The following is a 26176-nucleotide window of genomic DNA, read 5'->3' as shown; positions in this document are numbered from 1 at the left end:
AGGGGTCGCCCTTTTGCTTGCGCCCGGGAGGGCCGCATATGAAGTTTCCTGCTCTACAGTCCTGCGCAAGATGGAAAGCACATTAAGTGCTTTCCTTTGCGTGCGGAACTCGCGATAAACTTCATATGCGGCCCTCCCGGGCGCAAGCAAAAGGACTGGTTAGTGCCGCTCGCTATTTAGTTAGACAGTCTATTCAGTAGTCAGATTTCAGATCTGTAGATAGCCGCAGCAGCATCTTCCCAGATAAAACCGACCAAAATAAACCTGTCCCTTTTTGGCAGGTTGCCCGTGGGGCGGGCACTGATGAAGTTTATCGCGAGTTCCGCACGAACAGGAGGCCACTTAATGTGGCCTCCGTCGTGAGCAGGACTGTAGAGCAGGAAACTTCATCAGTGCCCGCCCCACGGGAAACCGGCGGGATAGACCGGTTTGGATGGGGCTTTGATGCATGGGTGGTCTGTTGGTGGGCAAATGGGTATCATACTGTGGTTATTGCATCGACTCTGTGATGCATGTTTGTACGTTCCCGACGGTCGGTTTGCCAGAAGCGCCCCGTCGGTTGTTCCAGACCCGTTTCGAAGAAAGGAAACCACACTAACCTATGGCAGCTAAAAAAACATCTCCCTTGAAGATCATCCCGCTCGGCGGTCTTGACGGCATCGGCAAGAACATGACGGTCTTCGAGTGCGGCGACGACATGGTGCTCGTCGACGCCGGTCTCATGTTCCCGGATGACTCCCAGCCCGGTATCGACCTGGTGCTTCCCGACTACACCTATGTTCTAGAGAACGAGGAGAAGCTCCGCGGTATCGTCGTCACCCACGGCCACGAGGACCACACCGGTTCGCTTCCGTATCTGCTGCAGGACCTCAACAATAAGGTGCCCATCTTCTCGAGCAAGCTGACGCTTGGCTTTATCGAGGGCAAGCTTTCCGAGTTCCGCATCCGCGCACCCAAGTTCCGCGAGGTCAAGGGCGGCAGCCATGTCAACCTCGGCGGCATCTCGCTCGACTTCTTCTCGATGACGCACTCCATCCCCGGCGCTCTGGGCGTGTTCATTCGCACCAACCAGGGCACCGTTATGCACACCGGCGACTTTAAGCTCGACCAGACGCCCATCGACGGCGTCACGCCCGACTATGCCGCTATCAGCCGCTTTGCCAAGCAGGGCATCGACCTGCTGCTTTCCGACTCCACCAATGCCACGGTTCCCGGCTTTACCAAGTCCGAGGCCGAGGTTGGTCCCAACCTGCTGCACGCCATCAAGAACGCCCCGGGTCGCGTGTTCGTCGCATCGTTCTCGAGCCACATCCATCGTTTGCAGCAGATCTGCGATGCCGCCCGCAAGTGCGGCCGTAAGGTCGTTGTGACCGGTCGCTCCATGCTCACGAACACCCGCGTGGCGCGCGAGCTCGGTTATCTCAACATCGATGATGCCGATATCATCGATGCCTTCGATATTGATAACCTGCCTGACGACAAGATCGTCGTCATGTGCACTGGTTCGCAGGGCGAGCCGCTGTCGGCCCTGTCTCGCATGGCCAATGGCGAGCACAAGACGCTCTCCATTCACGAGGGCGATACCGTTATCCTCTCGGCAACTCCTGTTCCCGGCAATGAGAAAGCCGTCCAGCAGGTCGTCAACAGCCTGGCCAAGCTCGGCTGCGACGTGTGGGATAAGAACCGCGCTCTCGTCCACGTCTCCGGTCACGGTAGCCAGGAGGAGCTCAAGCTCCTGATGGCCATGGCCAAGCCCACGTACTTTATGCCGGTTCACGGTGAGGCCGTGCATCTACGCGCCCATGCCCAGCTGGCCCGTAAGATGGGTCTCAAGGACGATCATATCTTTATCCTCGATAACGGCGACACGCTCGAGATGCGCGGCGGTATCGTCAAACGCGGTACGCCCGTCGAGTCCGGCGTCGTCTATGTCGACGGCCTGCGCATCGGCGATACCGACCCCATCGTCCTGCGCGATCGCCAGAAGCTCGCCAACGACGGTATGGTCACGGCCGTTGCCATCGTCTCCCTCAAACACAAGAAGATCGAGGCCATCGAGTTCTCGGGCCGCGGCGTCTCGTTTGCCATCGACGACCAGTTCTCCGAGGATGCTTCCGCGTCCATTATGAAGACGATCGAGAAGGGTAAGTTTAGCTTTACCAGCAGCGGTTCCGATGCCATTCGCAAGGCCGTGCGCGATTCGCTCTCTAACTTTATCTGGAGCCGTACGCGCACCCGTCCGATGATCATCCCGGTCGTCATGGAGGTTTAGTTTGGCGCGCGGATCTGCACAAAACGCCAAAGTCAATAAGGCCAACAACCAACCGGCATCTGCTAAGGGTGCCGGTTCCCATCTGCGTGCCAATAAGGGCCACGAGTCCGAGTTTGATGAGTTTGAGCCCTTGGTCGAGCCTTCGGCCAATCGCGATATCGCCGGTGTGGTCATCGCCGTTTTGGCGATCGCGTCCTTCATTGCCGTGATCTCTCCGGCAACAGCGCCCGTGACGGCTGCGGTTGCCGGTTTCTACCACCTGGGCTTTGGTCTGGGCGCCTACGTGCTGCCGATCGTCATCTTGCTGTTTGCCGCCACGCTCTTTTTGGGTGAGGACTCGCCGCTCAACGTGCGCTCTGTTGCGGGCGGCGCCTTGGTCTTTATCGCCGTCGTCTCCATTCTTTCGCTGATGGTGCCGGGCACGAGCGATTCGTGCGACCTTATGTTTACGCCGCAGAACCTTTCCGTGTCGGGCGGCTACATTGGCGCCTTTATCGCAAGTGCCTTGCAAAACGCCCTGGGTAAACCTATCGCCATGGTTGTCTTGCTGGGGCTTGTCGTCGTTGGTTTGGTCATTATCGGCTTTTCGGTGGGTGGCGTTTTGCGCTCCGCACGCGATCGCGCTGCCGATTTTGCCGAGCGTCGACGTGCCGATGTCAATGCGAGCCCGTGGGGCGATGAAGAGGCCCTGTCGGTTCCCGGCGTCGCCCGTCCGCACCTTAGCATTCTGCGCCAGAAGGGGACTGACGCCGCGGTGACCACGGTCATGGGTGGCGATGTCGACCCGGTTTTGGATGACGACGAGGACGAGGATCCGTTTGTTGACGTGTCCGATGCCGTGGATGCCGAGCGGGCCAAGACCACGCTGCTGCCGCGTCGCCATGTCAAGAAGGGCAAGGCTGCGCCTAAGCTTAATACGAGTGAGCCCGACCCATCTTGGTCCGATAGCGAGATTGAGCTTACCGAGGGCGATGACGAGGACGACGAGGCTCCGATTGAGACCGCAAAGACAACTTTGCTGCCGCGTCGCCATGCAAAGCGCGGCCAGGTAACCGGCCAGCTTTCGATGGAAGACGACCCCGATAAGATTGACGAGTCCGAGCCGCCGTTTGCCGTGAATCCCGTCTCGGCCGCACCTCAGATTCCCGACTTCCTGAAGCATCCCAAGGTTGCCGATGCGCCTGCCACGAGTGCTATCGAATCGGCTGCGGCTCGTGATGGGGGAGTGGACGACGGCGCCGCAGATAACGAGGGCGAAGAAGAGGACGGCCTCAAGCTTCCGCCGCTCGAAATCCTGCATGCCAACCCGCAGTCGGCTTCCGCTGCGTCTTCGGACAAGGAGCTGGAGCAGACCGCTGAGTCACTGCAATCCACCTTGCTTGAGTTTGGCCGCAGTGCCCGCGTGGTCGGCTGGATCGCCGGCCCCACGGTGACGACCTTTAAGCTGCAGCCCGGTGAGGGCGAGCGTGTGAGCAAAATCTCGAGCCTCGAGGACGATATCGCGCTTTCGCTCGCTGCCCAGTCGGTGCGTATCTTTGCCCCGATCCCCGGCACCTCGCTCGTGGGCATCGAGATTCCCAACCGCAAGCGCCAGAACGTCAATCTGGGCGACGTGCTGCCCTATGTGAAGGGCGGTCCGCTCGAGCTCGCCATCGGCCGCGACGCCGAGGGCACGCCGGTTGTCGCCGACCTCGCCAAGATGCCTCACCTGTTGATCGCCGGTACGACCGGTTCTGGTAAGTCGGTGATGATCAATTCCATCATCACGACCTTGCTCATGCGCGCCCTTCCCGAGGACGTTCGCCTGATCATGGTCGACCCCAAGCGTGTCGAGCTTGCGGGCTATAACGGTCTGCCGCATCTCTATGTGCCCGTGGTGACCGAGCCCAAGCAGGCCGCGAGCGCTCTGCAATGGGCTGTGTCCGAGATGGAGCGTCGCCTGAAGGTCTTCGAGCGTCTCAACGTGCGTAAGATCTCGACCTACAACGAAAAGCAGGCTGCTGGCGAGTTTGAGCATTACGACAATCCGCCGCAAAAGATGCCCTACCTTGTCATTATCATTGACGAGCTCTCTGACCTGATGATGGTCGCCGGTAAGGATGTCGAGGCCTCGATCGTGCGTATTGCACAGCTGGGCCGTGCCGCCGGTATTCATCTTATCGTTGCCACGCAGCGCCCCAGCTCCAACGTGGTGACGGGCCTCATCAAGGCCAACATCACCAACCGCATCGCCTTTAACGTCGCCACGGGCATCGACTCGCGCGTCATCATCGACCAGATGGGCGCCGAGAAGCTCACCGGTTTGGGCGACATGTTGTTCTCCAAGGTCGACTGGGGCAAGCCCCGCCGTATCCAGGGCTGCTTTGTCTCGGATGATGAGATCAACGAGATTGTCGAGTTCGTCAAGTCGCAGAGTGAGCCAGACTACCACGAGGAGATCCTGTCTGCCGTGGCGCCCGCTTCCATGTCCATGGCGGGTGGCGGAGGCATTGTCCGCACCGGAGTAACCGAGCCGCAAGACGATGATCCACTCATTTGGGAAGCCGCCCATATTGTGGTGGAATCGCAGCTTGGCTCCACATCTGGCCTGCAACGTCGTCTGAAGGTTGGCTATGCGCGTGCCGGGCGTATTATGGACATGCTGGAAGAAAAGGGTGTCGTCGGCCCGCCCGACGGTTCCAAGCCGCGCGAGGTCCTTTTGGACGAGGAGGGGCTTGCCGCGCTGGAATCTGTCGACGCCGAGATGGCACGTGAAGATCGTGAGTTTGGAGGATTCTGATGGCTGCACGCTTTGGTGACATGCTGCTCGAGCAGCGTCGCCGAATGGGCCTTTCCATTCAGCAGGTCGCCAACACCATCAAAATCAGGCCGCAGATCATCGAGTTTTTCGAGACCGGTAACTTTGCTTCGATGCCGCCGCGCGGCTATGCGCAGGGCATGATTTCGAGCTATGCTCGTTTTTTGGGCCTCAATCCGCGCGAGGTCGTCAATGCCTACTTTGACGACCTGATGGCATACGAACGCGAGACGTCGCAGCAGGGCGGTCGTTTTCAGGACGCCGCCGGCTATGTCAATTCGCGTTCCTCTGTCGATAACGGGCGCTTCCTGATGGTTCAGGGTGGTCGCTCAACGCGTTATGGTCAGCGTCCGCAGCAGGCTGGCTATATTACCGAGACGGGTTCGGGCGAGGAGATTCGCTCACAGCGTGACCGGTTCCGCAGTACGCCGATGCCCGAGGACCGTGCACTTCCCGCTGCCCGCGGCGTGGCGCGTGACCCTCGTGCCGGCTACGGCGACGGCGGCTATTCCGATCGCGGTCACCGTGGTATCTCCACCGGACGTTCTCGCAGTGGCTATGCGGACGCCGATGCCACGCAGGTGACGCCGCGTCTTCGCTCTCAATCACAGCCGTATGGCCAGCGCTCTTCGGCTCCGCGTGCGGGCCAGCGTGGCTATCAAGGCTGCGGTGAACTTGCGCCCCGCTCGGGTCAGCGCAGCCTTCAGGGCCAGGGTGGCTATCGCGGCCGTTCCGACAGCAATCGTGGTCGTATGCCTCAGGGAGGCGGCCGCAGCAGTTCCAGTCGTGGACGCGGCGGTTCCCGTACTCCTCAAAACAACGGTCTCGATCCGCGTATCGTCTACGCCGGCATCGGTGCCGTGGCGTTGCTGCTGATCGTGCTCATCGTGGTACTTCTGCGCGGCTGCGCATCTTCGACGCCCGAGACCACGCCCGAGACGCCCACTGCTACCAAGACGACGCCCAAGAAGTCTTCTAAGAAGACCGAAACGGTCGACGAGGACGAAGACACCGATGAGGCGACGGATGAGTCGACCGATTCGGACGCCACCAAGACGACGGCTAAAAAGGAAGAAAACGAGGTAACGAAGGTCAAGGTCTCCGTTGCCAAGGGAAAGACCGCCTGGATTGAGGTCAAGGTCGATGGCAAGTCGGTCTATGGCGCCCAGGCGACTGGCCCCTTTGAGCAGGAGTACACGCCTGAGTCCTCGATCGAGATCACCACGTCCAAGCCTTCCGATGTCACCGTTACCAAGAACGGCGAAAAGGTCCGTTACGATACCAAGACCTCGGGCGTGGCGCGTGTGACGATCACCGTTCCCAAGAAGGAGACGACTGGTTCCGAGAATGGTGAAAGTTCTGATGGTACCGACACCACCGATGGTGCCGACACCACCGACGGCACCGATGCCCAGTCCACGGATGGCGCCGATACCGCAACTGACGGCCAGACGCCCACCGATTCTACCGACTATTCGTACGATAGCTACTAAGCCGCTCGTACGCGAAAGGAAACATCATGGCTAAAGATTCCAGCTTCGACGTCGTGTCCGAGGTCAACATGCAAGAGGTCGACAACGCCTTCCAGCAAACCACGCGTGAGATTTCCCAGCGCTATGACCTGAAGGATTCCGGCGCCACGATCGAGCTTTCGAAGGGCGACAAGCTCTTTACGATCAACGCCCCGGCCGACTTTGTCTCCAAGCAGATTATCGACGTGCTGAGCTCCAAGCTCATCAAGCGCGGCATCGACCTCAAGGCTGTCTCGTGGGATGCTCCGCAGGCGGCATCGGGCGGCACCGTGCGCGTGCTCGGCCATATCGTCGAGGGTATCGACCAGACGACCGCCAAGAAGATCAACAAGGACATCAAGGACCAAAAGCTCAAGGTCAAGGTGACTATCGAGGCCGACAAGCTGCGTGTTTCCTCTGCTTCGAAGGACGCGTTGCAGACCGTGATCCAGTTCCTGCGCGACCAGGACTACGGCCAGCCGCTGCAGTTCACCAACTACCGCTAATATCATTCGAAAGGACTGCTCTCCAACATGGATACACCGTTGGGCTCCGTGCTCTACATCACCCTCGGGTGCGCTAAGAACGAGGTTGACACCGACCGCATGCGTTCTCTTTTGACCGCCGCGGGCTACGAGGAGGCATTCGACTCACAGGATGCCGATATCGCCATCGTCAATACATGCTCGTTCCTCGCCTCCGCAACGTCCGAGAGCATCGAGACCACGCTCGAGCTCGCCAACGAGGTTCAGGACGGCGTTCGTTCTTGTCCCATCGTCATGTGCGGCTGTGTGCCGTCGCGCTATGGCGACGACCTGCCTGACGAGCTGCCCGAGGTCGCTGCCTTTGTGAAGGCCGACGAGGAGGACGGCATCGTGGCGGTCATCGATGGCGTGCTGGGTGTCGAGCGTGAGATCGCTGCCTATATTCCGCAAGTAAAGCGCACTGTCGAGGGCGCTGTTGCTTACGTCAAGATTTCCGATGGCTGCAACCGCTTCTGCAGCTTCTGCATGATCCCCTATATTCGCGGTCGCTATCATTCGCGCAATGCCGAGAGCATTATCTCCGAGGTACGCGACCTGGTTGCCGGCGGTGTGCGCGAGATCGTGCTGATTGGCCAGGACACGGGTATTTGGGGCACCGACTTTGCCGACGAAGACGTCACCGATGGCTCGCCGCGCAATCTGGCGCAGCTGCTGCATGCCGTCGCCGAGGCCGTGCGCCCGCACAACGTCTGGGTCCGCGTGCTCTATCTGCAGCCCGAGGGCATGACCGACGAGCTTATCGATACGATTCGCGATACGCCCGAGGTGCTGCCTTATATCGATATCCCCGTGCAGCACTGCGACGCGCGCATCCTCAAGGCTATGCGCCGTTCTGGTTCGCGCCAGGAGCTCGAGGACCTGTTCCGCGATCTGCGTGAGCGTATCCCCGGCATCGTGATCCGTTCCACGGCCATGGTCGGCTTCCCGACCGAGACCGACGACGAGTTCCGCGACCTTATCGACTTTATGGACACCGTCGGCTTTGACTACACGAGCGTCTTTGCCTACTCGCAGGAGGAGGGCAGCCTGGCCGCCAAGATGGAGGGTCAGGTCGATGAGGAGGTCAAGCTCGAGCGCGCCCAGGAGGCCATGGACCTGGCCGAGTCGCTCGGTTTTGCCGCCACCGCCGCACATGTGGGCGAGCGCGCCCAGGTGATCGTCGACGGCATCGAGGAGACCGAGGACGGCGCCGAGCTGATCGGCCATGCTTGGTTCCAGGCGCCCGATTCCGATGGCGCGGTGCACTTGGACGCCAGCGAGGCGTCCGTGGGCGATATTCTGACGGTCGAGTTTACCGATAGCTTCTGCTATGAGCTTATCGGCCATGTTGTGGAGTAGGAGAGCATCGTGGCAAACGAGAGCAATAAGGAACTGACGAGTGTTTGGACGCCCGCCAACATCGTGACGTGCGTTCGCATCGTCTTTATCCCGGTGTTCATGATCGTGTCGGCGCTTTCTCACACGAGTGTTGCCGGTACAGATTGGAGCACCTTCGACGGCCCGCTCGCCGCCGCTGCCTTCATTCTGTATGTTATCCTGTCGTGCACCGATAAGGTCGACGGTTATCTGGCGCGCTCGCGCAACGAGATTACCGATTTCGGTAAGTTCTTGGACCCCATCGCCGATAAGCTGCTGGTGTTCTCGGCTCTGCTGCTGTTCTTGGATTTTGGCGCTGTGACCGTGTGGTCCGTGTTCATTATCCTGTTCCGTGAGCTTCTGGTGAGCGCCCTTCGCATGGTCGCGAGTGCCGCCGGCGTGGTCGTTGCCGCCGATAAGCTTGGCAAGTACAAGACGGCGACTACGATGGTCTCCATCTGCGGTTACCTGTGCGTCTTTGCGATGGCCGGCTTGCACCTTGGCCCGCTGGCGCTGACGCTCGGCATCTACTCGGTGTCGCGCTTCCTGTACGCCGTTGCCGTTGTCCTGACCGTTATCTCGGGCGCCCAGTACTTCTGGAACTGCCGCAAGATCGTCTTTTCGGTCTAGGTCCTGGTGGGTATGACGGACTCTTTTGAGCAGATTTCCGCACATAACGAGGAGCTGGCGCGTCATATTGTCGAGCGCGCGAGCGCTCGGGGCGTGACGGTTTCGACGGCTGAGTCGCTGACGGCAGGTATGATCGCCTCGACGATTGCCGATATCCCGGGCGCCTCGGCGGTGCTGCGTGGCGGTGCGGTGACCTACTGCGATGAGATCAAGCATCGCGTTTTGGGCGTTGATCAGGAGACGCTCGACCGCTATACCGCGGTGTCGCATCAGACCGCGCGCGAGATGGCGGCGGGTTCGCTGGAGCTGTACCAGAGCGATATTGCAGTGAGCGCAACGGGTTATGCCGGCCCCGGCGGCGGCACTGAGGACGATCCGGCTGGCACTTTCTATATTGGCTGGGCGTATCGCGCGGCTGATGGGGAAGTGCCGGTCGTGGACTCTGTGCGCTGCCACTATGAGGGCGACCGTTCGTGTGTTCGTGCCCATGCGGTCGCGGAGGCATTGGGACGCATTGTCCTTGTGCTTAACTCTATGGAATAGACGTGTTTTAAGGGGCCTTCGGGCCCCTTAATTGTGGAGATGGGGACCCCTGACGAATTTAGCGTTTGCGCTGGTCATAGGTGTATTTTTGCCTTTCTTGTTCTTATTTGCCCCTTTGTGGTCAAGCATTTGGTCAGTGTTTGGTCGGCGTTTGGTTGGGTTTTGGAAAGACTGCCTGCATATGATTGGCCTGAACGGTTGACCACGAACAGCCGTTCGTTTATTATCGATGCAGGTTGTTAAGAGGAGGGCTATTCATGGCCAAGAATTCAGGTCCCGTACGTACCGTTCATGCTCGCACGACGGGTAAAGAGCGCGATGAGATGATCGCCACCACCAAGGCCGAGATCGAGAAGAAGTTCGGTCAAGGCTCCATCATGAGGTATGGTGACGGCGGCCCCGAGCTTGAGGTTGAGGCCATCCCCACGGGCGCTCTGGCACTCGATGCCGCTCTGGGTATCGGCGGTGTGCCGCGCGGCCGTATCGTCGAGATTTACGGTCCTGAGTCCTCCGGTAAGACGACGCTTTCGCTCGAGATCCTGGCCGAAGCCCAGGCAATGGGTGGCGTGGTGGCATTTATCGATGCCGAGCACGCGCTCGATCCCACGTATGCCGCGCGCATTGGCGTGGATATCGACGAGGTACTGATTTCCCAGCCTGATACGGGTGAGCAGGCGCTCGAGATTGTTGACATGCTCGTGCGTTCCGGCGCCATCGATGCCATCGTCGTCGACTCCGTCGCCGCGCTGACCCCGCGTGCCGAGATCGAGGGAGAGATCGGCGATACCACGGTCGGATTGCAAGCTCGTCTGATGAGTCAGGCCCTCCGCAAGCTCGCCGGCTCGCTGTCCAAGTCCAACACGACATGCATCTTCATTAACCAGCTGCGAGAGAAGATCGGCGTCATGTTCGGCAACCCCGAGACCACGACGGGCGGCCGCGCCCTTAAGTTCTTCTCTTCGGTGCGTATCGACATTCGCCGCATCGACAGCATTAAGCTTAAGGATGAAGTTATCGGTAACCGCGTGCGCGCCAAGGTCGTTAAGAACAAGGTGGCAGCTCCGTTCCGTTCTGCTGAGTTCGACATCATGTACGGTACGGGCATCTCTAAGGAGGGCTCGATTCTGGACATGGCTGTCGAGTGCGGCATTTGCAAGAAGATGGGCTCCTGGTTTGCCTATGGCGAGGACAAGCTCGGCAACGGTCGCGAGGCCGCCAAGGCGTTCCTGCGCGAACACCCTGATTGCGCCGACGAGATTGAGCATAAGGTCCGCCTTGCCTGCGGGCTTGAGTTTGACGACGATGCTCCATCCGAGGTCGAGCTGACCGATCAGCCTGCGCCTGAGGAGTTTGACGAGCTTTACGCCATCGATGGTTCCGCCATGCTCGATGATGACGACGAGTAGCGGTTACGCTCATGTCGTATACGGTGACCGAGGCCACGGTCGTCTTTCCCGATAAGAAGGCGGCCTCCTCGTTCTCGAGCGGGTATGCGTCCAAAAAGCCTTGCGCACATATCGATTGTGAGCTTGAGGGCGGTTTTGAGCGGTCCATTTGGATTCCCGTGCGGGTCGCGCGCCTGTATGTCAAAAACCGCCCCGATCTTCCCTGTGATTGGGACAACTTTCGTGAGGCGGTGCAGCTCGTCGAGCGTAAATGTGCACTTACCATGGTGACCGAGATGTTATCGCGCCGCGACCATGCGACGGGCGAGGTCCGTGACAAGCTGGCTCGCTACGGCTTTCACCAGACCGCGATCGATTTCGCCGTCGAGCGCGCCACCGAGTATCGCTTTTTAGACGAGAACCGCTTTTGCTCGTACTTTATCGAGGAGCGCAAGCGGCGCGGTTGGGGACAGCGCAAAATCGAGACCGAGCTCAAGCGCCGTCATGTCGTGCTCGATGACATTCCCGGTTATCCCGAGGATTATTTTGCCGTCGAAGACGATTTGGCGCGTGCGTCAGCCCTGCTCGCCAAGCGGCGTGTTCCAGAGACGCGCGGATTCGAAAAACTGGTTCGGTTTTTGATGGGCAAGGGCTTCTCGTATCATATCGCCGCCGATGCCGTTAAGGCACGTCTCGATGCCGAACGCGAGGAATGTGCGGTTTAGGCGTATGCGTTTTGTGGCCCTGCCGCTCACCGTGTTTTAGCCGCCGTGTTGGGGGCATTTATTTGACAGTTGTTGTGGTTCAACGTACGATAAACAGCGTCATTTGCTTTGTGATATGTGCTCATCTGTGATGAGTTTGTTTATATGTTTATCTGTATCCGACCCGCATAAGCTGCGCCCATATTACTCAAATGTCGCGAGCCGTTCGTAAGGACGGTTCGCTTTGTTGTGTAACGAATCCATAAAAAGGAGTGAGCATGCCTATCATCGCAGCGCTCGTTGGCATCGTTTTGGGTGCCATCGCCGCCATTGCCTACATGCGCACCGCCAAGCAGGGTAGTCTTCACGAGGCCGACGAAAAAATCCAGTCGGCACACGCACAGGCTGAGTCCCTGATCGGTGATGCTAAGCGTCAGGCCGAGACCCTCAAAAAAGAGGCTCTGCTCGAGGCTAAAGAGGAGATCATCAAGAACAAGCAGGCCGCCGAGGCCGAGGACAAGCAGCGTAAGAACGAGATTCGTACGCTCGAGAACCGCGTGATGCAGCGCGAGGAATCCCTTGATCGCCGCAACGACGCTCTCGACAAGCGCGAGCATCAGCTGTCCAGCCAGGCCGGTCAGGTCGAGAAGCGCTCCCGTGAGCTCGAGGAGCTCTGTGCAAAGCAGACTTCCGAGCTCGAGCGTATCGCCGACCTTACCCGCGAGGACGCCCACAAGGAGCTCCTCGATAAGGTTCGCGGCGAGGTCACCCACGAGGCCGCCACGATCATTCGCGAGTCCGAGCAGCAGGTTCGCGCCGAGTGCCACAAGACCGCCCAGGAGATTCTGTCTCTGGCGATTCAGCGCTGCGCTGCCGACCACACTGCCGAGGTCACCGTTACCTCCGTGCACATTCCCTCTGATGACCTCAAGGGCCGTATCATCGGTCGCGAGGGTCGCAACATCCGGACCTTCGAGCAGGTTTCCGGCGTCAACCTCGTGATCGATGACACGCCCGAGACAGTCGTTCTTTCGAGCTTCGACCCGGTCCGTCGTGAGACCGCCCGTGTCGCCCTCGAGAACCTCATCGCCGACGGCCGCATTCACCCTGCCCGTATCGAGGAGATGTATCACAAGGCCGCCGACCTGGTTCAGCAGCGCGTGCGCGAGGCTGGCGAGCAGGCTGCCTTCGATACCGGCATCCACGATCTGCACCCCGAGATCGTCAAGACCCTTGGTGCCCTGCGCTACCGTACCTCGTTTGGTCAGAACGTGCTTCAGCATTCCCTCGAGGTCTCTGATCTGTGCGGCGTGATGGCTTCCGAGCTTGGCCTGGACGTTGTGACCGCCAAGCGCGCCGGCCTGCTTCATGACCTGGGCAAGGCAATCGACCACGACGTCGAGGGCCCGCATGCCGTCATCGGCGCCGAGCTTGCCCGCCGTTATGGCGAGAAGCCCGTTATCGTCCACGCTATTGAGGCTCACCATGCCGATGTCGACCCCAACACGGTACTCGATGTCCTGGTGCAGGCCGCTGATGCTGTCTCTGCCTCTCGCCCCGGTGCCCGTCGCGAGTCTGCCGAGAACTACATCAAGCGTCTTGAGAAGCTCGAGGAGATCGCCAACTCCCATGACGGCGTCGAACGTACCTATGCCATGCAGGCCGGTCGCGAGGTCCACGTCATGGTCCAGCCGGACAAGATTTCCGATGCCCAGTCCACGGTTCTGGCTCACGATATCGCCCATCAGATCGAGGAAGAGATGGAGTATCCCGGTCAGGTGCGCGTTGTCGTGATTCGCGAGAGCCGCGCTGTCGATATCGCTAAATAACATGAGCGACGCGAACGAGCTCATCTCATTTATCGCGTCGATGTCGGGGGAGGGCAACCTTCGCGTCGAGGAGAACCTTGGCGAGGGGTATGTCCGCCTCCGCGTTTCGGAGGCCGAGCGGCGCCAGGCTAAGCACGACATTCAGCATGTCGAGGACATCGTCATCGAAATGCTCCGTAATGCTCGCGATGCCGGCGCCGACAAGGTCTATCTCGCCACGACCAAGGAAGATGGCGTCCGCACGCTTGTCTTTCTGGATAACGGTTCGGGCGTTCCGCAGGATATGCAAGAGCGAATCTTTGATGCCCGCGTTACCTCCAAGCTCGAGAGCATGAAGATGGACCGTTGGGGCGTTCACGGTCGTGGCATGGCATTGTTTTCGATTAAGCAGAACACCGACGAGGCCCGTGTGGTCACGTCCGGCGTCGATCTTGGTTCAGCCTTCAAGGTGAGCGTTGCGGCCGACCGCCTCAGTGAGCGTGCCGATCAGTCCAGCTGGCCCCAGGCCGTCAAGGATGAGGACGGACGTTATGTCTGCGCTCGCGGTCCACATAATATTATTCGCGCTGCTTGTGAGTTTGCGCTCGAGGAGTTGCGTGGTTGCGATGTCTATCTTGGTTCTCCGTCTGAGATTGCCGCGACCCTTTATGCTCAGGCGTCAAGTCGGCTCGATACGTCTCGTCTCCTGTTCATTGATGACGAGAGCGAGCTTCCGGTTGTCGATCGTTTAGGCCTTGCTTCTGATGCCGAGGACTTTATCCGTATTTGTTCGGGTTTGGGTCTTGAGATGTCCGAGCGCACGGCCCATCGCATTTTGGCAGGGCAGATTAAGCCCGTTCGCGGTGTGACCGCGCGTCTGCTGCGCGAGCGTGATTCGTCCTCGCATGCGCCGGCTCCTGTCGATCTCGCGAAGGATCGTCGCGGGCTACGTATTGCCAAGGATGACATGGCACAGTTTTCGCGCGCTGTGGAACGCGACTTTAATGACCTTGCCGCCCGGTACTATCTCAACCTTTGCGGCGACCCAAAGATCCGTGTTTCGCGTGATCGAATCACCGTGACCTTTGATCTTGCCAAAGAGGAATAGTGCCTTTACCGAGTCCACTCGGTACGATACAGTTATTGCAGTTAAAACGTACTTTTAAATGCAGGAGTTTCTTCATGGATTGCCTGAAGGTATCAAGCAAATCATCGCCCGCGTCCGTTGCCGGCGCCATCGCCGGCATGGTCAAGGATGGTGTACCCGTCAACATCCAGTGTGTCGGCGCCGGTGCCGTCAACCAGGCCATTAAGGCCGTTGCTATCGCGCGCGGTTTTTTGATTCCAACCGGTTTTGATATTTCCTGCGCGCCCGTGTTCTCCGACATCCTCATTAACGGGGAGTCGCGCACGGCCATCCGCCTTTCTATCTACGTTCACCAGATCAATCGAGCTGCTATGGATAACGTCGTCATGGATGATGTTAAGCCTGTGGCATAGCTTCTGCTTGCCTCGTTTCGCTCCCCATCGTTAGGACTTATGCACATGGACCAGCGTTCCGTACGCGATATTCTTGCCGGTAAAACCTACTTTATCCGCACCTTTGGCTGCCAGATGAATCAGCACGACTCCGAGCGTGTGAGCGGTCTGCTTGATTCGTATGGCTGCCTCATGGCGCTCGATCCCGCGCATGCCGATATCGTTGTCTTCATGACGTGCTGCGTGCGCGAGGCCGCCGATACTCGCCTGTACGGTCAGTGCAATTCCTGCAAAAGCCTGCCGCCTTCGCCTTCGGGCAAGCGCGTGGTTGCCGTTGGCGGTTGCATCGCGCAGCGCGATGGCGAGGGCCTGCTCACCAACGTCGATAACGTCAATGTCATCTTTGGCACGCATTCCATCGCGCATGTGGCCGAGCTCATTGCCGAGGCGTTCCTTGATGGCAAGCGTCATATCCGTACCAATGAGCATGAGGATACGGATGCCATGAGCATGCCGTGGCATCGCGAGACTCAGTATCACGCCTGGGTGCCCATCATGACGGGCTGCAATAATTTCTGCACCTATTGCATCGTGCCGTACGTGCGTGGTCGCGAAAAGAGCCGCCCCTTCGAGGAGATTGTCGACGAGGTGAACGGTTTGGTGCGCCAGGGCGTGCGTGAGATTACGCTGCTGGGCCAAAACGTTAACTCATATGGTCGCGATCTGTTTGGCAAGCCGCGTTTTGCCGATCTGCTGCGTGCCGTGGGCGATACGGGCGTGGAGCGCATCTTCTTTACGTCTTCGCATCCCAAGGACCTGTTGCCCGAGACCATCGACGCCATGGCCGAGACGCCTGCCGTTATGCCGCAGCTGCATTTGGCCGTCCAGTCAGGTTCGACGCGGATCCTCAAAGAGATGAATCGCCGTTATACACGCGAGGACTATCTGGGCCTTGTCGATCGCATTCGCAACCGCATGCCCGATATCGCGCTCTCGACCGACATTATCGTTGGCTTCCCGGGTGAGACTGAAGAAGACTTTGAGCAGACGCTCTCACTTGCCGAGACGGTCCGCTATGCTCAGGCCTATACCTTCATCTATTCCAAGCGCGCCGGTACCCCGGCCGCCGAGATTGACGATCCTACGCCGCATGAGGTTATTCTCGAGCGTTTCAACCGTCTGGTTAAGGTTATCGAGACCACGGCACACGAGTATAACCAGGGTGAGCTTCATACTGTGGTTCCGGCGCTCATTGAGGGAACGAGTAAAAAGAACGACGCGGTCCTGCTGGGCAAGAGTCCCAAGAATCAGACCGTGCATGCGCCTATCCCCGAGGGTTACAGCATCGATCAGCTTGTTGGTAAGATCGTTGATGTTGACGTTGACGTTGCCAAGACCTGGTATTTGTCCGGCTCCGTTGTGGGCGAGCCGCGCTAATGGTTTCTCCCGGGGCAGGTCTTTCCGCCGTTGCGATCGTCGGTCCGACGGCGGTTGGTAAGAGTGATGTTGCCGACCGTTTGGCAGCTCGTCTTTCGTCCGAAGTGCTGTCGTGCGATGCGATGCAAATCTATCGCGGCATGGACATCGGTACCGCAAAGATGGTGCCCGATGAGTGCACGGCGCCGCTGCGTCTCGTCGACATTGTAGAGCCGGGTGTGGCATATTCTGCTGCGCTTTATCAGGCCGACGCTCGCGCGCATGTTGAACGTCTCCTTGGTTCGGGTTGCCTGCCGGTTTTTTGCGGAGGTACGGGGCTGTATCTCAAGGCCGCCCTCGATGAGATGGACTTTCCCTCGGGTGAACTTGAGGACGATCGTCGTGCGGGCTATCAGGAGCTTGCCGAGCGTATTGGCGAGGAAGAACTGCATGCCTTGCTTGCCGAGCGCGATCCAGAATCGGCTGCTGTTATTCATCCCCATAACGTGCGCCGTGTGATTCGTGCGCTCGAGATGCATGATGATGGCGTCTCCTATGCGCAGCAAAAGTCGCAGTTTAGTGTTCCGCACGAGCATTATCATGCCCTATGGTTTGGTCTGACGCGTAATCGCGAGGTGCTCTACGAGCGCATTAACCAGCGCGTCGATCTGATGTTTGAGCAGGGTCTTGTCGATGAGGTCCGCGGTCTTATGGGCCAGGGGCTGGGAGATGCCCTGACGTCGATGCAGGCAATTGGCTATAAAGAGATCATTGATGCTTTCAATGGCGTGATGAGCATGGATGAGGCTCGCGAACTCATTAAGATGCGTTCGCGTCGTTATGCCAAGCGTCAGCTTTCGTGGTTTAAGCGCGATGACCGTATCGTGTGGTTTGATATGGATGAATGTACGATCGATGAGGTCGTTGAGGATATCCTGCATCGTATTGAGGCTGCCTAATGGCCCGTTTCCCCCTTGTTCCCACGGCACCCGAGCCCGAGCGTGCCATTTTAGTTGGTGTTGAGTGGCGCGACAATGCATGGCCGCTCGATCGCTCGCTTGATGAGCTGGAGCGTCTTGCCCACACAGCTGGTGCTCAGTGCGTGGCACGCTTGTCGCAGCGTTTGGTAAAGCCGTATCCTAAATCGTTTATCGGTTCCGGCAAGGTAGAAGAGCTGTGCGGCCTGGTGCATCGCATGGATGCCGATGTCGTTATTTTTGACGACGACCTGACGCCCTCGCAGCAATCCTATTTGGAGAAAGCTGTGGGCGAGCCGGTAAAGATTATCGATCGTACAGCACTGATCCTGGATATCTTTGGCCTGCATGCTCAGACGCGTGAGGGACGCCTGCAGGTACAGCTGGCACAGCTTCAATATTTGTTGCCTCGCCTGCGTGGCATGTGGAGCCATCTCGCCAAGGAGCAGACGCGCGGCGGCATCGGCTCACGTTTTGGTCAGGGCGAAAGTCAGCTCGAGGTCGACCGTCGCCTTATTCGTAATAAGATCGCTGCGCTTCGTCGTGAGCTCAAGCAGGTTGAACAGCGTCGCGATGTTCAATCCAAGAGTCGCATTGAGTCACCGGCGTTTCGCGTCGCGTTGGCCGGTTATACCAATGCCGGTAAATCGACGTTGCTCAATCGTCTGACCGGCTCTACGGTACTTTCGCAGGACAAGCTGTTTGCTACGCTCGACCCGACGACGCGTTCGTATCGTCTGCCCGGCGGTCGCGGCATGACGATTACCGATACCGTCGGCTTTATTCAAAAGCTGCCGCATGGTCTGGTCGATGCCTTTAAATCGACGCTGTCCGAGGTTTTGGGTGCCGATCTAATTCTCAAAGTCGTAGATGCGTCTGACGAGGACTATGAGCGGCAGCTGGAGGCTGTCGACCGCGTGCTTGATGAGATCGGCGCCGGAGAGCGTTTAACGCTGACCGTATTCAATAAAATCGATCTTCTCGATAGCGTCGATCGATTGAGTTTCCGTCGTCGCTATCCGGAGGCCGTTCTGTTCTCGGCCCAAACGGGCGAGGGGCTCGACGATCTCGTCGACCGGATTGCTCGCGAGGCAGCTGCCACCGATGTGTTGCTCTCCGCTGATATCCCGTATCGCGAGGGCGCTCTCATCACGCTGGTGCATGAGCAGGGAACCCTTCTGCATGAGGAATATCTCGAGGACGGCGTTCGCATTGTGGCGAAGTTGCCGGCTCGTATTGCACCGCGGCTCGAGCGCTATCGTACGGAATAAACGATTTCTAGCACGCCTAGAATGACTGGCTGATGGAGCAGGTAGAACGGTAAGGCATGCCGACCCAGGACTGCGAGCGCCGGGATAGGATTGGCGTATGCCCATGCTGGCGCTTCGAGACTTGATGCTTGTGCTGCCTGGGCAGCAAAAAAGCCGGTAAGGTACATAAAGACAAACGGTATGAGCGGATAGTAATCTCCCGAAACAAAACCCGGGCCTGGGAATCCAAGCCATGCCAGGTAGGGGAGTGGGTAGACCGCCTTTGGAATGCCCCAGGTTAGGGCAAAAAGAACAAGGCACGCTGCGATGCCCCATGAGCCCGGTAATTTTTGGAGTAACGGACGGGTGAACGCAACCACCGCGGTGCACACCGCCATGCAATAAATGATGCCAAAGTTCACTGAATCGTCGACCGATACGAGCGTTGTTGCGATCCAGACGACCAAAGCTGCGGCAGCGTACTTAGCCGCTCGTTTGGCATTGTTGCGTGAGAGCGTGCACATCCAACCCGCGATAAACAAAAATACCCAGCTGATGCTGGCTCGCCAGACGTCTTGAAAGACAGTCTGGGTAAACCAAGGCATATCCCAGCCGTACAGGTAGGCGAGATCATAGCAAGCGTGAAAACCTGCCATAGAAATCATCGTAAACCCGCGGACGGTATCAAAGATGGTTATGCGTTTTTGCATTACGAGAACCGGCGCATCAAGCCGACGACTTTGCCCAGGATAACGGGATTCGTTGCATAGATAGGTTCCATAGTGTCGTTCTCGGGCTGCAAGCGCACACGCCCCTGCTCCTTGTAGAACGTCTTGACGGTCGCCGAACCATCAATCATGGCCACGACAATTTCGCCATTCATGGCACTCTTTTGTTCACGGACGATGATGTAATCGCCATTGAAGATGCCGACATTGATCATTGAGCTCCCATGCACCTCAAGGATAAAGGAACCCTGATCAGTGACGATTTCGGTCGGGATAGTAAACGTGTCTTCGATATTCTGCTCTGCCAGAATGGGAATCCCAGCCGCGACGCGACCAACGAGCGGTAGCGAGACCGTTCCGCGAGGTGCGGTGGGCTCGTCAGATTTGGAAATTGAGACAGAGGAACCATCCTCGTTAAAGAGTTCCAGGGCGCGCGGTTTGGTGGCATCGCGCTTGAGTAGCCCGCGCGCCTCCAGGGCAGAGAGATGGGCGTGCACGGTGCTGGGGGAGGAAAGGCCCACGGCAGAAGCCATCTCGCGCACGCTGGGCGGATAACCCTTCTCCTGCTGATATTCCTTGATGAAGTCGTAAATTTGCTGCTGACGCTTGGTAATTTTGCGAGCCATCAGGGCATCCTCTCTACCCATGTCAAACAAATGTTCGAATTTTGCTTGACAGGAACAACTGTTCGAAGATAATAATAACCGAACATTCGTTCTCGCGCTAGACATTTTTGTCCGCGCGGCTTGATAAAACTGTTCTCAGCAAAACACGCGAGAGGAGAACATGATGAACGTAACGAATATGGTCCAGGGAAACCTCGCCCTTAAGCTCGAGACGCCTGCAGAACCCACTTTTACGGTTGTTCAGGGTGGCCGCTCCGGCTTTCAGCCTTTGACCGTAAAGCCTGCGCGCAATCAGCAGGCTGTAGTCGCGCCGGCCCGCGTTGCCCTGAAGGTTCCGACGATTGTCGCCGTCGCCGTTGCGCTTACGCTCTTCTTTGTCCTCGCTATGTCGGTCTTTAGCGCTCGTCACGCCGCGTATGCCGAGTCCGTTTCCAACATTACCTACGAGACCATTCGCGTTCAGCCTGGCGATTCTCTTTGGTCGCTTGCCGAAGAATATCCAATCGAAGGCCTTTCCACGCAAGAGACTTCCGACATGATCCGTAGCGTCAATCATCTGGAGCATGGTTCGCTCGCCGCCGGTGCGCATCTTAAGGTTCCTGCTCGTTCGTAATCATTATCGCGCTGCGCATGGTACCCTTGTTATCGTTTAAGAGGAGGTACCATGCGCTGTCCCAAATGCGGCAAGGCACATACCCGCGTCGTTGATTCCCGTATGCAGGAGTCAAATAACACCATTAAGCGCCGTCGCGAATGTTGCTCGTGTAACTACCGCTTTACAACGTTTGAGCGATGCGAGGACCCTATCGAGGTCATTAAGTCAGATGGAACTAAGCAGCGGTTCGATCGCAATAAGCTTCTTGTCGGCTTGATGCGCGCCACCATCAAGCGCGATATCGACACTAAGAAGCTCAATGAGATTATCGATGACATCGAGGTCGAGCTTCGCTCTCGCACGCTGACGGCCGTCACGTCCCATGAGTTGGGTGACATGGTGCTCAAGCGCTTGGCCAAGATCGACAAGGTTGCGTACATCCGTTTTGCCTCGGTCTACCGCGATTTCAAAGACGTCGATGAATTTCTGCAAGAGCTCGACAAGCTAAGGTGATTCCATGTCCAACATTACCGTCAACATAAAGCGTCTCGACCCCACCCTCGAGCTTCCCAAATACGCCCATCCCACCGATGCCGGCTTGGATCTACGCTCCAACGAAGACTGCGTCCTGAAGCCCTTCGAACGCCGTCTGGTCTCTACGGGGCTGGCCATCGCCCTGCCCGATGGCTACGCCGGCTTCGTCCAGCCCCGCAGCGGCTTGGCCATCAAGCAGGGCCTGTCTATAGTCAATACGCCGGGCCTCATCGACGCCCACTACCGAGGAGAACTCAAGGTTATCCTCATCAACCTGGATCCCTCCAATAACATTCAAATCAATAAAGGCGACCGCATAGCCCAACTCGTCATCCAAGAAGTCCCCACGGTCAATCTCATAGAAGTAGAAGAACTAGACGAAACCGACCGAGGCAAAGGAGGCTTCGGCTCCAGCGGCATCGCCTAGGGCGCCCGTATCCCTCCCGCCCGGGGCTTACCTATATCATTCCATGCTCAAACATTCTCGCGTCGCTTCGCTCGCTGCGAAACTGCGCGTGGAACGATATAGGTAAGCCCCGGGCGGGCGGCTACTCGCTTGAAACAATATTTACTTTTCTAGTAAGTCGATGCGATGAAGGGACGCCTCCTTTGTCGCATCGACTTACTGTATTTATATTTTCTGGTTCCCCTTTGCAGATTCTACTGGTGGGGAATCTGGTATAGCCGCTGGTACGTTAACGCAGCTTACCTGCGGGAGGCCCCTATATATCGTCCCGCGCGCAGTTTCGCAGCGAAGCGAGAATGTTTGAGCACGGGATGATATATAGGGGCCTCCCGCAGGCAAGCGGAAATTAAGACGCTAGCGGATGTGCGCGGGTTTTCCGCCCCAGTAGAAGCGGCAGAAGGCTCGTTTGCGCTTTTGGGGTTTGCCTACGAGCTCCATGGTTGCGATGGCTATGTCTTCGGCTGCGTGGGGGCGGCGTAGTACTTCGCCGTTGATGAGCAGTGCCTTGAGCGACTCAGGATGATCGTGGAGATGTCGCAACGTCACGATGAGCTCTCGTGCGGTGGTGACATGCATGCTGGCGCCCATGCCGGTGAGCATGGTGGTGTTGGCCTTTTCCTGGCCATAGGACTTGCCCAACAGGATCATCGGCAGGTGTGCGCACAGGCATTCGGTGACGGTGAGTCCGCCCGATTTGAGAATTGCCAGGTCGCAGCCGAGCATAAGCGCTGCCATATCATCGACATAGTCCAGAACCGTGACGTTTTCGAGCTTCATGGCGTCGAAGAGCGTTTTGAGGCGGGTGGCATATTCGGTGTCTTTGCCCGGCAAAAAGACAAAGTGCATGTCTTCGAAGCTGCGTAGGAAGGGGAGGGTGCGGTCCATCTCCGCGCGAAAGCGAACGTACGGTTGAGGCAAGCTGGCACCGGCCATTACCAGCACGACGGTCTTGTCGGTGGGGAGGTTGAACTTAGCTAGCTCTTCCTCGCGATCGTAATCCGTGTCGAATCCGGTGCGAATAGGAATGCCGGTAATGCGAATCTTTGTCTCGAGCACCTTGCGCGGACGCAGCGTTTCGGCCATAAATTCGTTGGCAACACAGAATAAATCGGTGTCCTTGTGGGGCCACCATCCCTCGACTTCGTAGTCGGTCGGTACGCAGATGACCGGATAATCGATACCCGTAATTACGCGGGCGCCCACGGCAACATTGGCTGCTGTGATGTGCGTTGCAACCACGGCTATGGGCCTGCGGCTACGAATATATTCGTTGAAGGCGGGGAACATAATTCGCGACCATGCCGTTCCGCCACCCCAGAGAAGATGTCCCGTAAGCGTATATCGCCAGGTCAGGTCGTAAATGGGGCGCGTGGCTCCCGTAAAAGAAGCCGCGGTCTTATTGCCGTCGAATTTAATACGTCCAAAATCAAGGATATCGAGCACTTCAATCTCAATATCCTCGGGGATGCCATTGGTGCCGCGGATGAGGTCGAATGCCTGCGCTATCGCATTTGCGGCGGCCTTGTGGCCCGAGCCAACGGAGGCGTGCACGATGGTCACGAGAGGTTTTTGCTGAGCCAGGAGCGTGGTTTGCTCCGATTGGGGAGTGCTGTGCGTGAGCAGGGGAGCGTCGTCACTCGTCTGCGCCTGGTCCATCGATAACTCCCCTTCAGCTTTGTAATACGGATTTATCATTGTAGTGCATGAGTGTCACGTTCACGTAAATTTGGGTACGAGCGCAAAGAACGACAACGTTTCGACGAAAGGACGCTTCATGACTACCGATAAGCCGATCGATGTTGCGATTATCGGTGGCGGCCCCGCGGGCTATGCTGCCGCCATTTATGCTGCGCGTGCCAACCTTACGACGACCGTGATTGAGCAGGGCATGTCGGGAGGGCAGATCGCCACAACCAATGAGGTCGAGAACTATCCGGGTTTCCCGCTCCTGAGTGGCGCCGAACTCGGCGAGCGTTTTCAGCAGCATGCAGAGGGCCTGGGAGCACAGGTTACATGGAGCATGGTTACGGGTATCGATTACGATGCCGATGCAGCGTTGTTTACGGTGCATCACGATATGGGCGATACGCTGGCCTCGAGCGTTATCGCTTGCATGGGTGCCACGCCGCGTCCGGCAGGTTTCGCAGGCGAGGATACGTATCGCGGTCGTGGCGTTTCATATTGCGCAACATGTGACGGCATGTTTTTCCGCGGCAAGCAGGTTTTTGTAATCGGTGGTGGCAATTCGGCATGCGAAGAGGCGCTGTTCCTGTCCGACATTGCCAGCAGTGTGACCATCGTGCTGCGCCGCGACCAGTTCCGTGCGCCGGATGGTGTTGTTCAGAAAGTACTCGCAAAGGACAATATTACAGTTAGGTACCAAACTAGTATTGTGGAGCTATCGGGCGAAGCCATGCCAACAAGGATTACCTTTAAGGACAATGCATCTGGGGAAACTCATGCCGAGTCATTTGAGCCCGGCTCGTTTGGCATCTTTGTCTTTACGGGGACGCAGCCACATACCGAGCTTGTTGAGCATCTAGTCGATCTGGCGCCTGATGGCGGCATTCTGACTGATGAATCCATGGCGACCCGCACGCCAGGTCTATTTGCCGCTGGCGATATCCGTTCCAAACGTTTACGCCAGGTTGTGACCGCTGTTTCGGACGGAGCCATAGCGGCAACGAGCGCATACGCGTTTCTCCGTGGATAAGTACGATAATATATCTTATGTAAGGTTGCTATCTTTAAACATAGTGGTTGGACAGTGCATCAATGTGCCGTCCAACCACTTTTACTTTGCGGCTATGTAGTATGCAAAACTATATAACCTAGAATACAATATAGAAAACGAACGGGGGCCTCTTATGAACCATGCTAAACATGTTATCCCGATGTCCGATACGTCGGTCAGCATTAAGCCTGAGGATATTCAGCCGACGGTTCTGCCGGATGCATTTATTCAGTCCGATATGGTGGGTAAACTCAACGCGTTGAGCCTGCCACGCTATGACCAGCTGCCCAACGTAACGCTCTATCGCGATCAGGTTATTGAATATGTTGCGCTGTGGATGGAGCCGCTTTCGATTTGCGTAGAGCAACCCGTTATCACGCCATCGATGATCAATAACTACGTAAAGGTCGGCCTCGTTCCTGCTCCGGTTAAAAAGCAGTATAGCCGTGAGCAGATTGCGCGTCTCATCGCCATTTGTATCTTTAAGCAGGTGCTGCCCATCGCTGCGGTTCAGGCGCTCTTTAATATTCAGCGCTTGAGCTACGACGCTCCGACGGCTTTCGATTATGTTGTCGATCAGCTCGAGGCATCGATTCGTGCGGCGTTTTCTGTTGAGCAGACTCCCGTGCCCGATACCGCACATCAGGTTACGCGCGAATCGTTGCTCGTGCGCAGTGCGGTATCGTCCTTCGTTTCGAAGGCGTATCTGATGAGCTATCTCAAGTTCAATGGGTTTAATAGCTAACCGAGGTATAAGATGGGCGGGATAAAGAGCCAATGGCTCCTTATCCCGCCCATACGTTTGTCTAGTTGGATATTATCGGCCCGACGCCACGCCCATACCGTAGCCGATAATGAGGCCGTGCATCTCGGCATAGTATGAATCTAGCCCGTTACAGGGCATGATAATCGTCTTGGAGCCGGGCCAATGCTCCACAATGCGGCTGGCAAGTGCTTGGGCGCCCGCCTCATTCTCGACATGGTCGATAACGACCTCGCCGCCGGTAAAGCCTTCGGCCTCCATGGTGTCGACAATCTTGGTGAGCATCTTCTTTTCGCCGCGGGTGTGCCCAACGAGTTCAATTTTGCCCGCTTCGCTCGCCGTGCCCAAAATGCGGATATTGAGCTTGTTAGCAATAACGCCGGCCGCCTTAGGGATACGTCCGGCCTTCGCAAGGTTTTCGTAGTTGCACAAACTAAAGAGGATCTTGCTGTTCTGCTCCAAGCTATCGAAGTAAGCGCAGGCGTCCTCAAAGGAGGCATCCGGGTTGCTCGTAAGATAGCGGTCGAACAGCAAGAAGATCAGATCCATTTTGCCACCTGCGGCTCGCGAGTTAACCAAATGAATCTGACGGTTGGGCTCTTCGGCAAGCACCATGTCACGCGCGGTGGCCGCGGCATTGTAGCTTCCCGAGACGCCCTCGGAGATGGGCATGCAAATCGTCTTGTCAGCGAGCTTAAAGAGCTCAGCCCACTCCCCTACGCTTGGGCAGGCGCTCGATGATGCGCCGGCTTCCGATTGAATGGCAACATTAAGCTCGTGAACATCGAGCGAGAGGTCGTCAACGAATTCACGCTCCCCCACTCGGATCTTAAGGGGTGCAAATGCAAAGGTGGTATGAGGTGCGGTTGGTTGCCAATCGCGAAGATTGCAGCTCGAATCGGAGATAAGTGCCCAGCTCATTGAGGGTCCTTTCTAATTGTTCCCCAACAATTATAGCCATCTTTTTGATTGATTGGATGGCTATCTAGTTTTGAATACTAGATAGCCATCCTGATTTTATGGCCTTGATTATCGACTTTATCCGAACACCTCCCAC

At 57.5% G+C, this 26176-nt stretch carries 24 protein-coding genes; 20 read left to right on the top strand and 4 right to left on the bottom strand.

The features are described 5' to 3' along the window. The first annotated feature begins 601 nt into the window (after window positions 1-601). The 15 genes from DWX39_RS03430 to hflX all read left to right on the top strand — a co-directional run bounded on the left by DWX39_RS03430 (window position 602) and on the right by hflX (window position 18694). The gene (locus tag DWX39_RS03430; protein WP_117758515.1) at window positions 602-2272 is read left to right on the top strand and encodes a ribonuclease J; all 1671 of its coding nucleotides are present in this window, start codon (window positions 602-604) and stop codon (window positions 2270-2272) included. Between the two features lies 1 nt (window position 2273). Next, window positions 2274-5051, top strand: a complete 2778-nt coding sequence (locus tag DWX39_RS03425; protein WP_233508847.1) for a DNA translocase FtsK — start codon at window positions 2274-2276, stop codon at window positions 5049-5051. After that, the gene (locus DWX39_RS03420; protein WP_117758514.1) at window positions 5051-6562 is read left to right on the top strand and encodes a RodZ family helix-turn-helix domain-containing protein; all 1512 of its coding nucleotides are present in this window, start codon (window positions 5051-5053) and stop codon (window positions 6560-6562) included. Before DWX39_RS03425 ends, DWX39_RS03420 begins: the two co-directional genes overlap by 1 nt. Before the next feature lie 26 nt (window positions 6563-6588). After that, window positions 6589-7086, top strand: coding sequence for a YajQ family cyclic di-GMP-binding protein (locus DWX39_RS03415; protein ID WP_117758513.1), 498 nt, complete (start codon window positions 6589-6591; stop codon window positions 7084-7086). Between the two features lie 27 nt (window positions 7087-7113). Next, window positions 7114-8463 carry a 30S ribosomal protein S12 methylthiotransferase RimO gene (rimO, locus tag DWX39_RS03410; RefSeq protein WP_117758512.1) on the top strand — a complete coding sequence of 450 codons (1350 nt, stop codon included), beginning with the start codon at window positions 7114-7116 and terminating at the stop codon, window positions 8461-8463. Between the two features lie 99 nt (window positions 8464-8562). Beyond that, window positions 8563-9111 carry a CDP-diacylglycerol--glycerol-3-phosphate 3-phosphatidyltransferase gene (pgsA, locus tag DWX39_RS03405; RefSeq protein WP_231500751.1) on the top strand — a complete coding sequence of 183 codons (549 nt, stop codon included), beginning with the start codon at window positions 8563-8565 and terminating at the stop codon, window positions 9109-9111. Between the two features lie 12 nt (window positions 9112-9123). Then, the gene (locus DWX39_RS03400; protein WP_117758511.1) at window positions 9124-9654 is read left to right on the top strand and encodes a CinA family protein; all 531 of its coding nucleotides are present in this window, start codon (window positions 9124-9126) and stop codon (window positions 9652-9654) included. A 257-nt stretch (window positions 9655-9911) separates the two neighbouring features. Then, window positions 9912-11060 (top strand): recombinase RecA, encoded by a 1149-nt coding sequence (recA, locus tag DWX39_RS03395; RefSeq protein WP_022094695.1) that lies wholly within the window; start codon window positions 9912-9914, stop codon window positions 11058-11060. 11 nt (window positions 11061-11071) lie between these two features. Further along, the gene (locus DWX39_RS03390) at window positions 11072-11764 is read left to right on the top strand and encodes a regulatory protein RecX (RefSeq protein WP_089573376.1); all 693 of its coding nucleotides are present in this window, start codon (window positions 11072-11074) and stop codon (window positions 11762-11764) included. Window positions 11765-12021: 257 nt separating this feature from the next. Continuing rightward, the gene (gene rny / locus DWX39_RS03385; protein ID WP_089573375.1) at window positions 12022-13572 is read left to right on the top strand and encodes a ribonuclease Y; all 1551 of its coding nucleotides are present in this window, start codon (window positions 12022-12024) and stop codon (window positions 13570-13572) included. Window position 13573: 1 nt separating this feature from the next. After that, complete coding sequence (locus DWX39_RS03380) at window positions 13574-14659, top strand: ATP-binding protein (protein WP_006235981.1); 1086 nt, start codon at window positions 13574-13576, stop codon at window positions 14657-14659. Window positions 14660-14733: 74 nt separating this feature from the next. Next, entirely contained in the window at window positions 14734-15051 is a 318-nt protein-coding gene (locus DWX39_RS03375) for a stage V sporulation protein S (RefSeq protein WP_006235982.1), read from the top strand. Window positions 15052-15096: 45 nt separating this feature from the next. Further along, window positions 15097-16467, top strand: a complete 1371-nt coding sequence (miaB, locus tag DWX39_RS03370) for a tRNA (N6-isopentenyl adenosine(37)-C2)-methylthiotransferase MiaB (protein WP_117758510.1) — start codon at window positions 15097-15099, stop codon at window positions 16465-16467. Continuing rightward, the gene (gene miaA, locus DWX39_RS03365; protein ID WP_117654790.1) at window positions 16467-17405 is read left to right on the top strand and encodes a tRNA (adenosine(37)-N6)-dimethylallyltransferase MiaA; all 939 of its coding nucleotides are present in this window, start codon (window positions 16467-16469) and stop codon (window positions 17403-17405) included. Before miaB ends, miaA begins: the two co-directional genes overlap by 1 nt. Next, window positions 17405-18694, top strand: a complete 1290-nt coding sequence (gene hflX, locus DWX39_RS03360; RefSeq protein ID WP_117654789.1) for a GTPase HflX — start codon at window positions 17405-17407, stop codon at window positions 18692-18694. The genes miaA and hflX overlap by 1 nt, the downstream gene beginning before the upstream one ends. On the opposite strand, the gene DWX39_RS03355 is transcribed toward hflX, so the two are convergent. Further along, window positions 18679-19383 (bottom strand): heparan-alpha-glucosaminide N-acetyltransferase, encoded by a 705-nt coding sequence (locus DWX39_RS03355; protein ID WP_089573371.1) that lies wholly within the window; start codon window positions 19381-19383, stop codon window positions 18679-18681. The genes hflX and DWX39_RS03355 overlap by 16 nt on opposite strands. Continuing rightward, complete coding sequence (gene lexA / locus DWX39_RS03350) at window positions 19383-20027, bottom strand: transcriptional repressor LexA (protein WP_147336370.1); 645 nt, start codon at window positions 20025-20027, stop codon at window positions 19383-19385. Before lexA ends, DWX39_RS03355 begins: the two co-directional genes overlap by 1 nt. Window positions 20028-20190: 163 nt before the next feature. Between lexA and DWX39_RS03345 the strand changes: the two genes are divergently transcribed. From DWX39_RS03345 to dut, 3 genes are read left to right on the top strand one after another with little or no spacing between them, the layout of a single operon-like run. Next, window positions 20191-20640 (top strand): LysM peptidoglycan-binding domain-containing protein, encoded by a 450-nt coding sequence (locus DWX39_RS03345; protein WP_158561607.1) that lies wholly within the window; start codon window positions 20191-20193, stop codon window positions 20638-20640. 51 nt (window positions 20641-20691) lie between these two features. Beyond that, window positions 20692-21135, top strand: coding sequence for a transcriptional regulator NrdR (gene nrdR / locus DWX39_RS03340; RefSeq protein ID WP_022093781.1), 444 nt, complete (start codon window positions 20692-20694; stop codon window positions 21133-21135). A gap of 4 nt (window positions 21136-21139) precedes the next feature. Continuing rightward, window positions 21140-21583 (top strand): dUTP diphosphatase, encoded by a 444-nt coding sequence (dut, locus tag DWX39_RS03335; protein WP_117654786.1) that lies wholly within the window; start codon window positions 21140-21142, stop codon window positions 21581-21583. Between the two features lie 393 nt (window positions 21584-21976). Here dut and DWX39_RS03330 read toward each other — a convergent pair whose 3' ends face one another. Then, the gene (locus DWX39_RS03330; protein ID WP_117758508.1) at window positions 21977-23278 is read right to left on the bottom strand and encodes a glycosyltransferase; all 1302 of its coding nucleotides are present in this window, start codon (window positions 23276-23278) and stop codon (window positions 21977-21979) included. 118 nt (window positions 23279-23396) lie between these two features. Here DWX39_RS03330 and DWX39_RS03325 point away from each other — a divergent pair, with 118 nt between their 5' ends. Together DWX39_RS03325 and DWX39_RS03320 are read left to right on the top strand one after the other, a co-directional pair. Next, window positions 23397-24335, top strand: a complete 939-nt coding sequence (locus tag DWX39_RS03325) for an NAD(P)/FAD-dependent oxidoreductase (RefSeq protein WP_117758507.1) — start codon at window positions 23397-23399, stop codon at window positions 24333-24335. Window positions 24336-24489: 154 nt separating this feature from the next. Continuing rightward, window positions 24490-25101, top strand: a complete 612-nt coding sequence (locus DWX39_RS03320; protein WP_199411438.1) for a DUF1836 domain-containing protein — start codon at window positions 24490-24492, stop codon at window positions 25099-25101. Between the two features lie 72 nt (window positions 25102-25173). Here DWX39_RS03320 and DWX39_RS03315 read toward each other — a convergent pair whose 3' ends face one another. Beyond that, window positions 25174-26040: a DegV family protein gene (locus DWX39_RS03315; protein WP_117758506.1), complete on the bottom strand. Its 867-nt coding sequence runs from the start codon at window positions 26038-26040 to the stop codon at window positions 25174-25176. Window positions 26041-26176 lie beyond the last annotated feature (136 nt).

This window comes from Collinsella sp. AF19-1LB (assembly GCF_003459655.1).
Lineage (GTDB): Bacteria > Actinomycetota > Coriobacteriia > Coriobacteriales > Coriobacteriaceae > Collinsella.
This window is presented reverse-complemented; position numbering and strand designations above follow the sequence as displayed.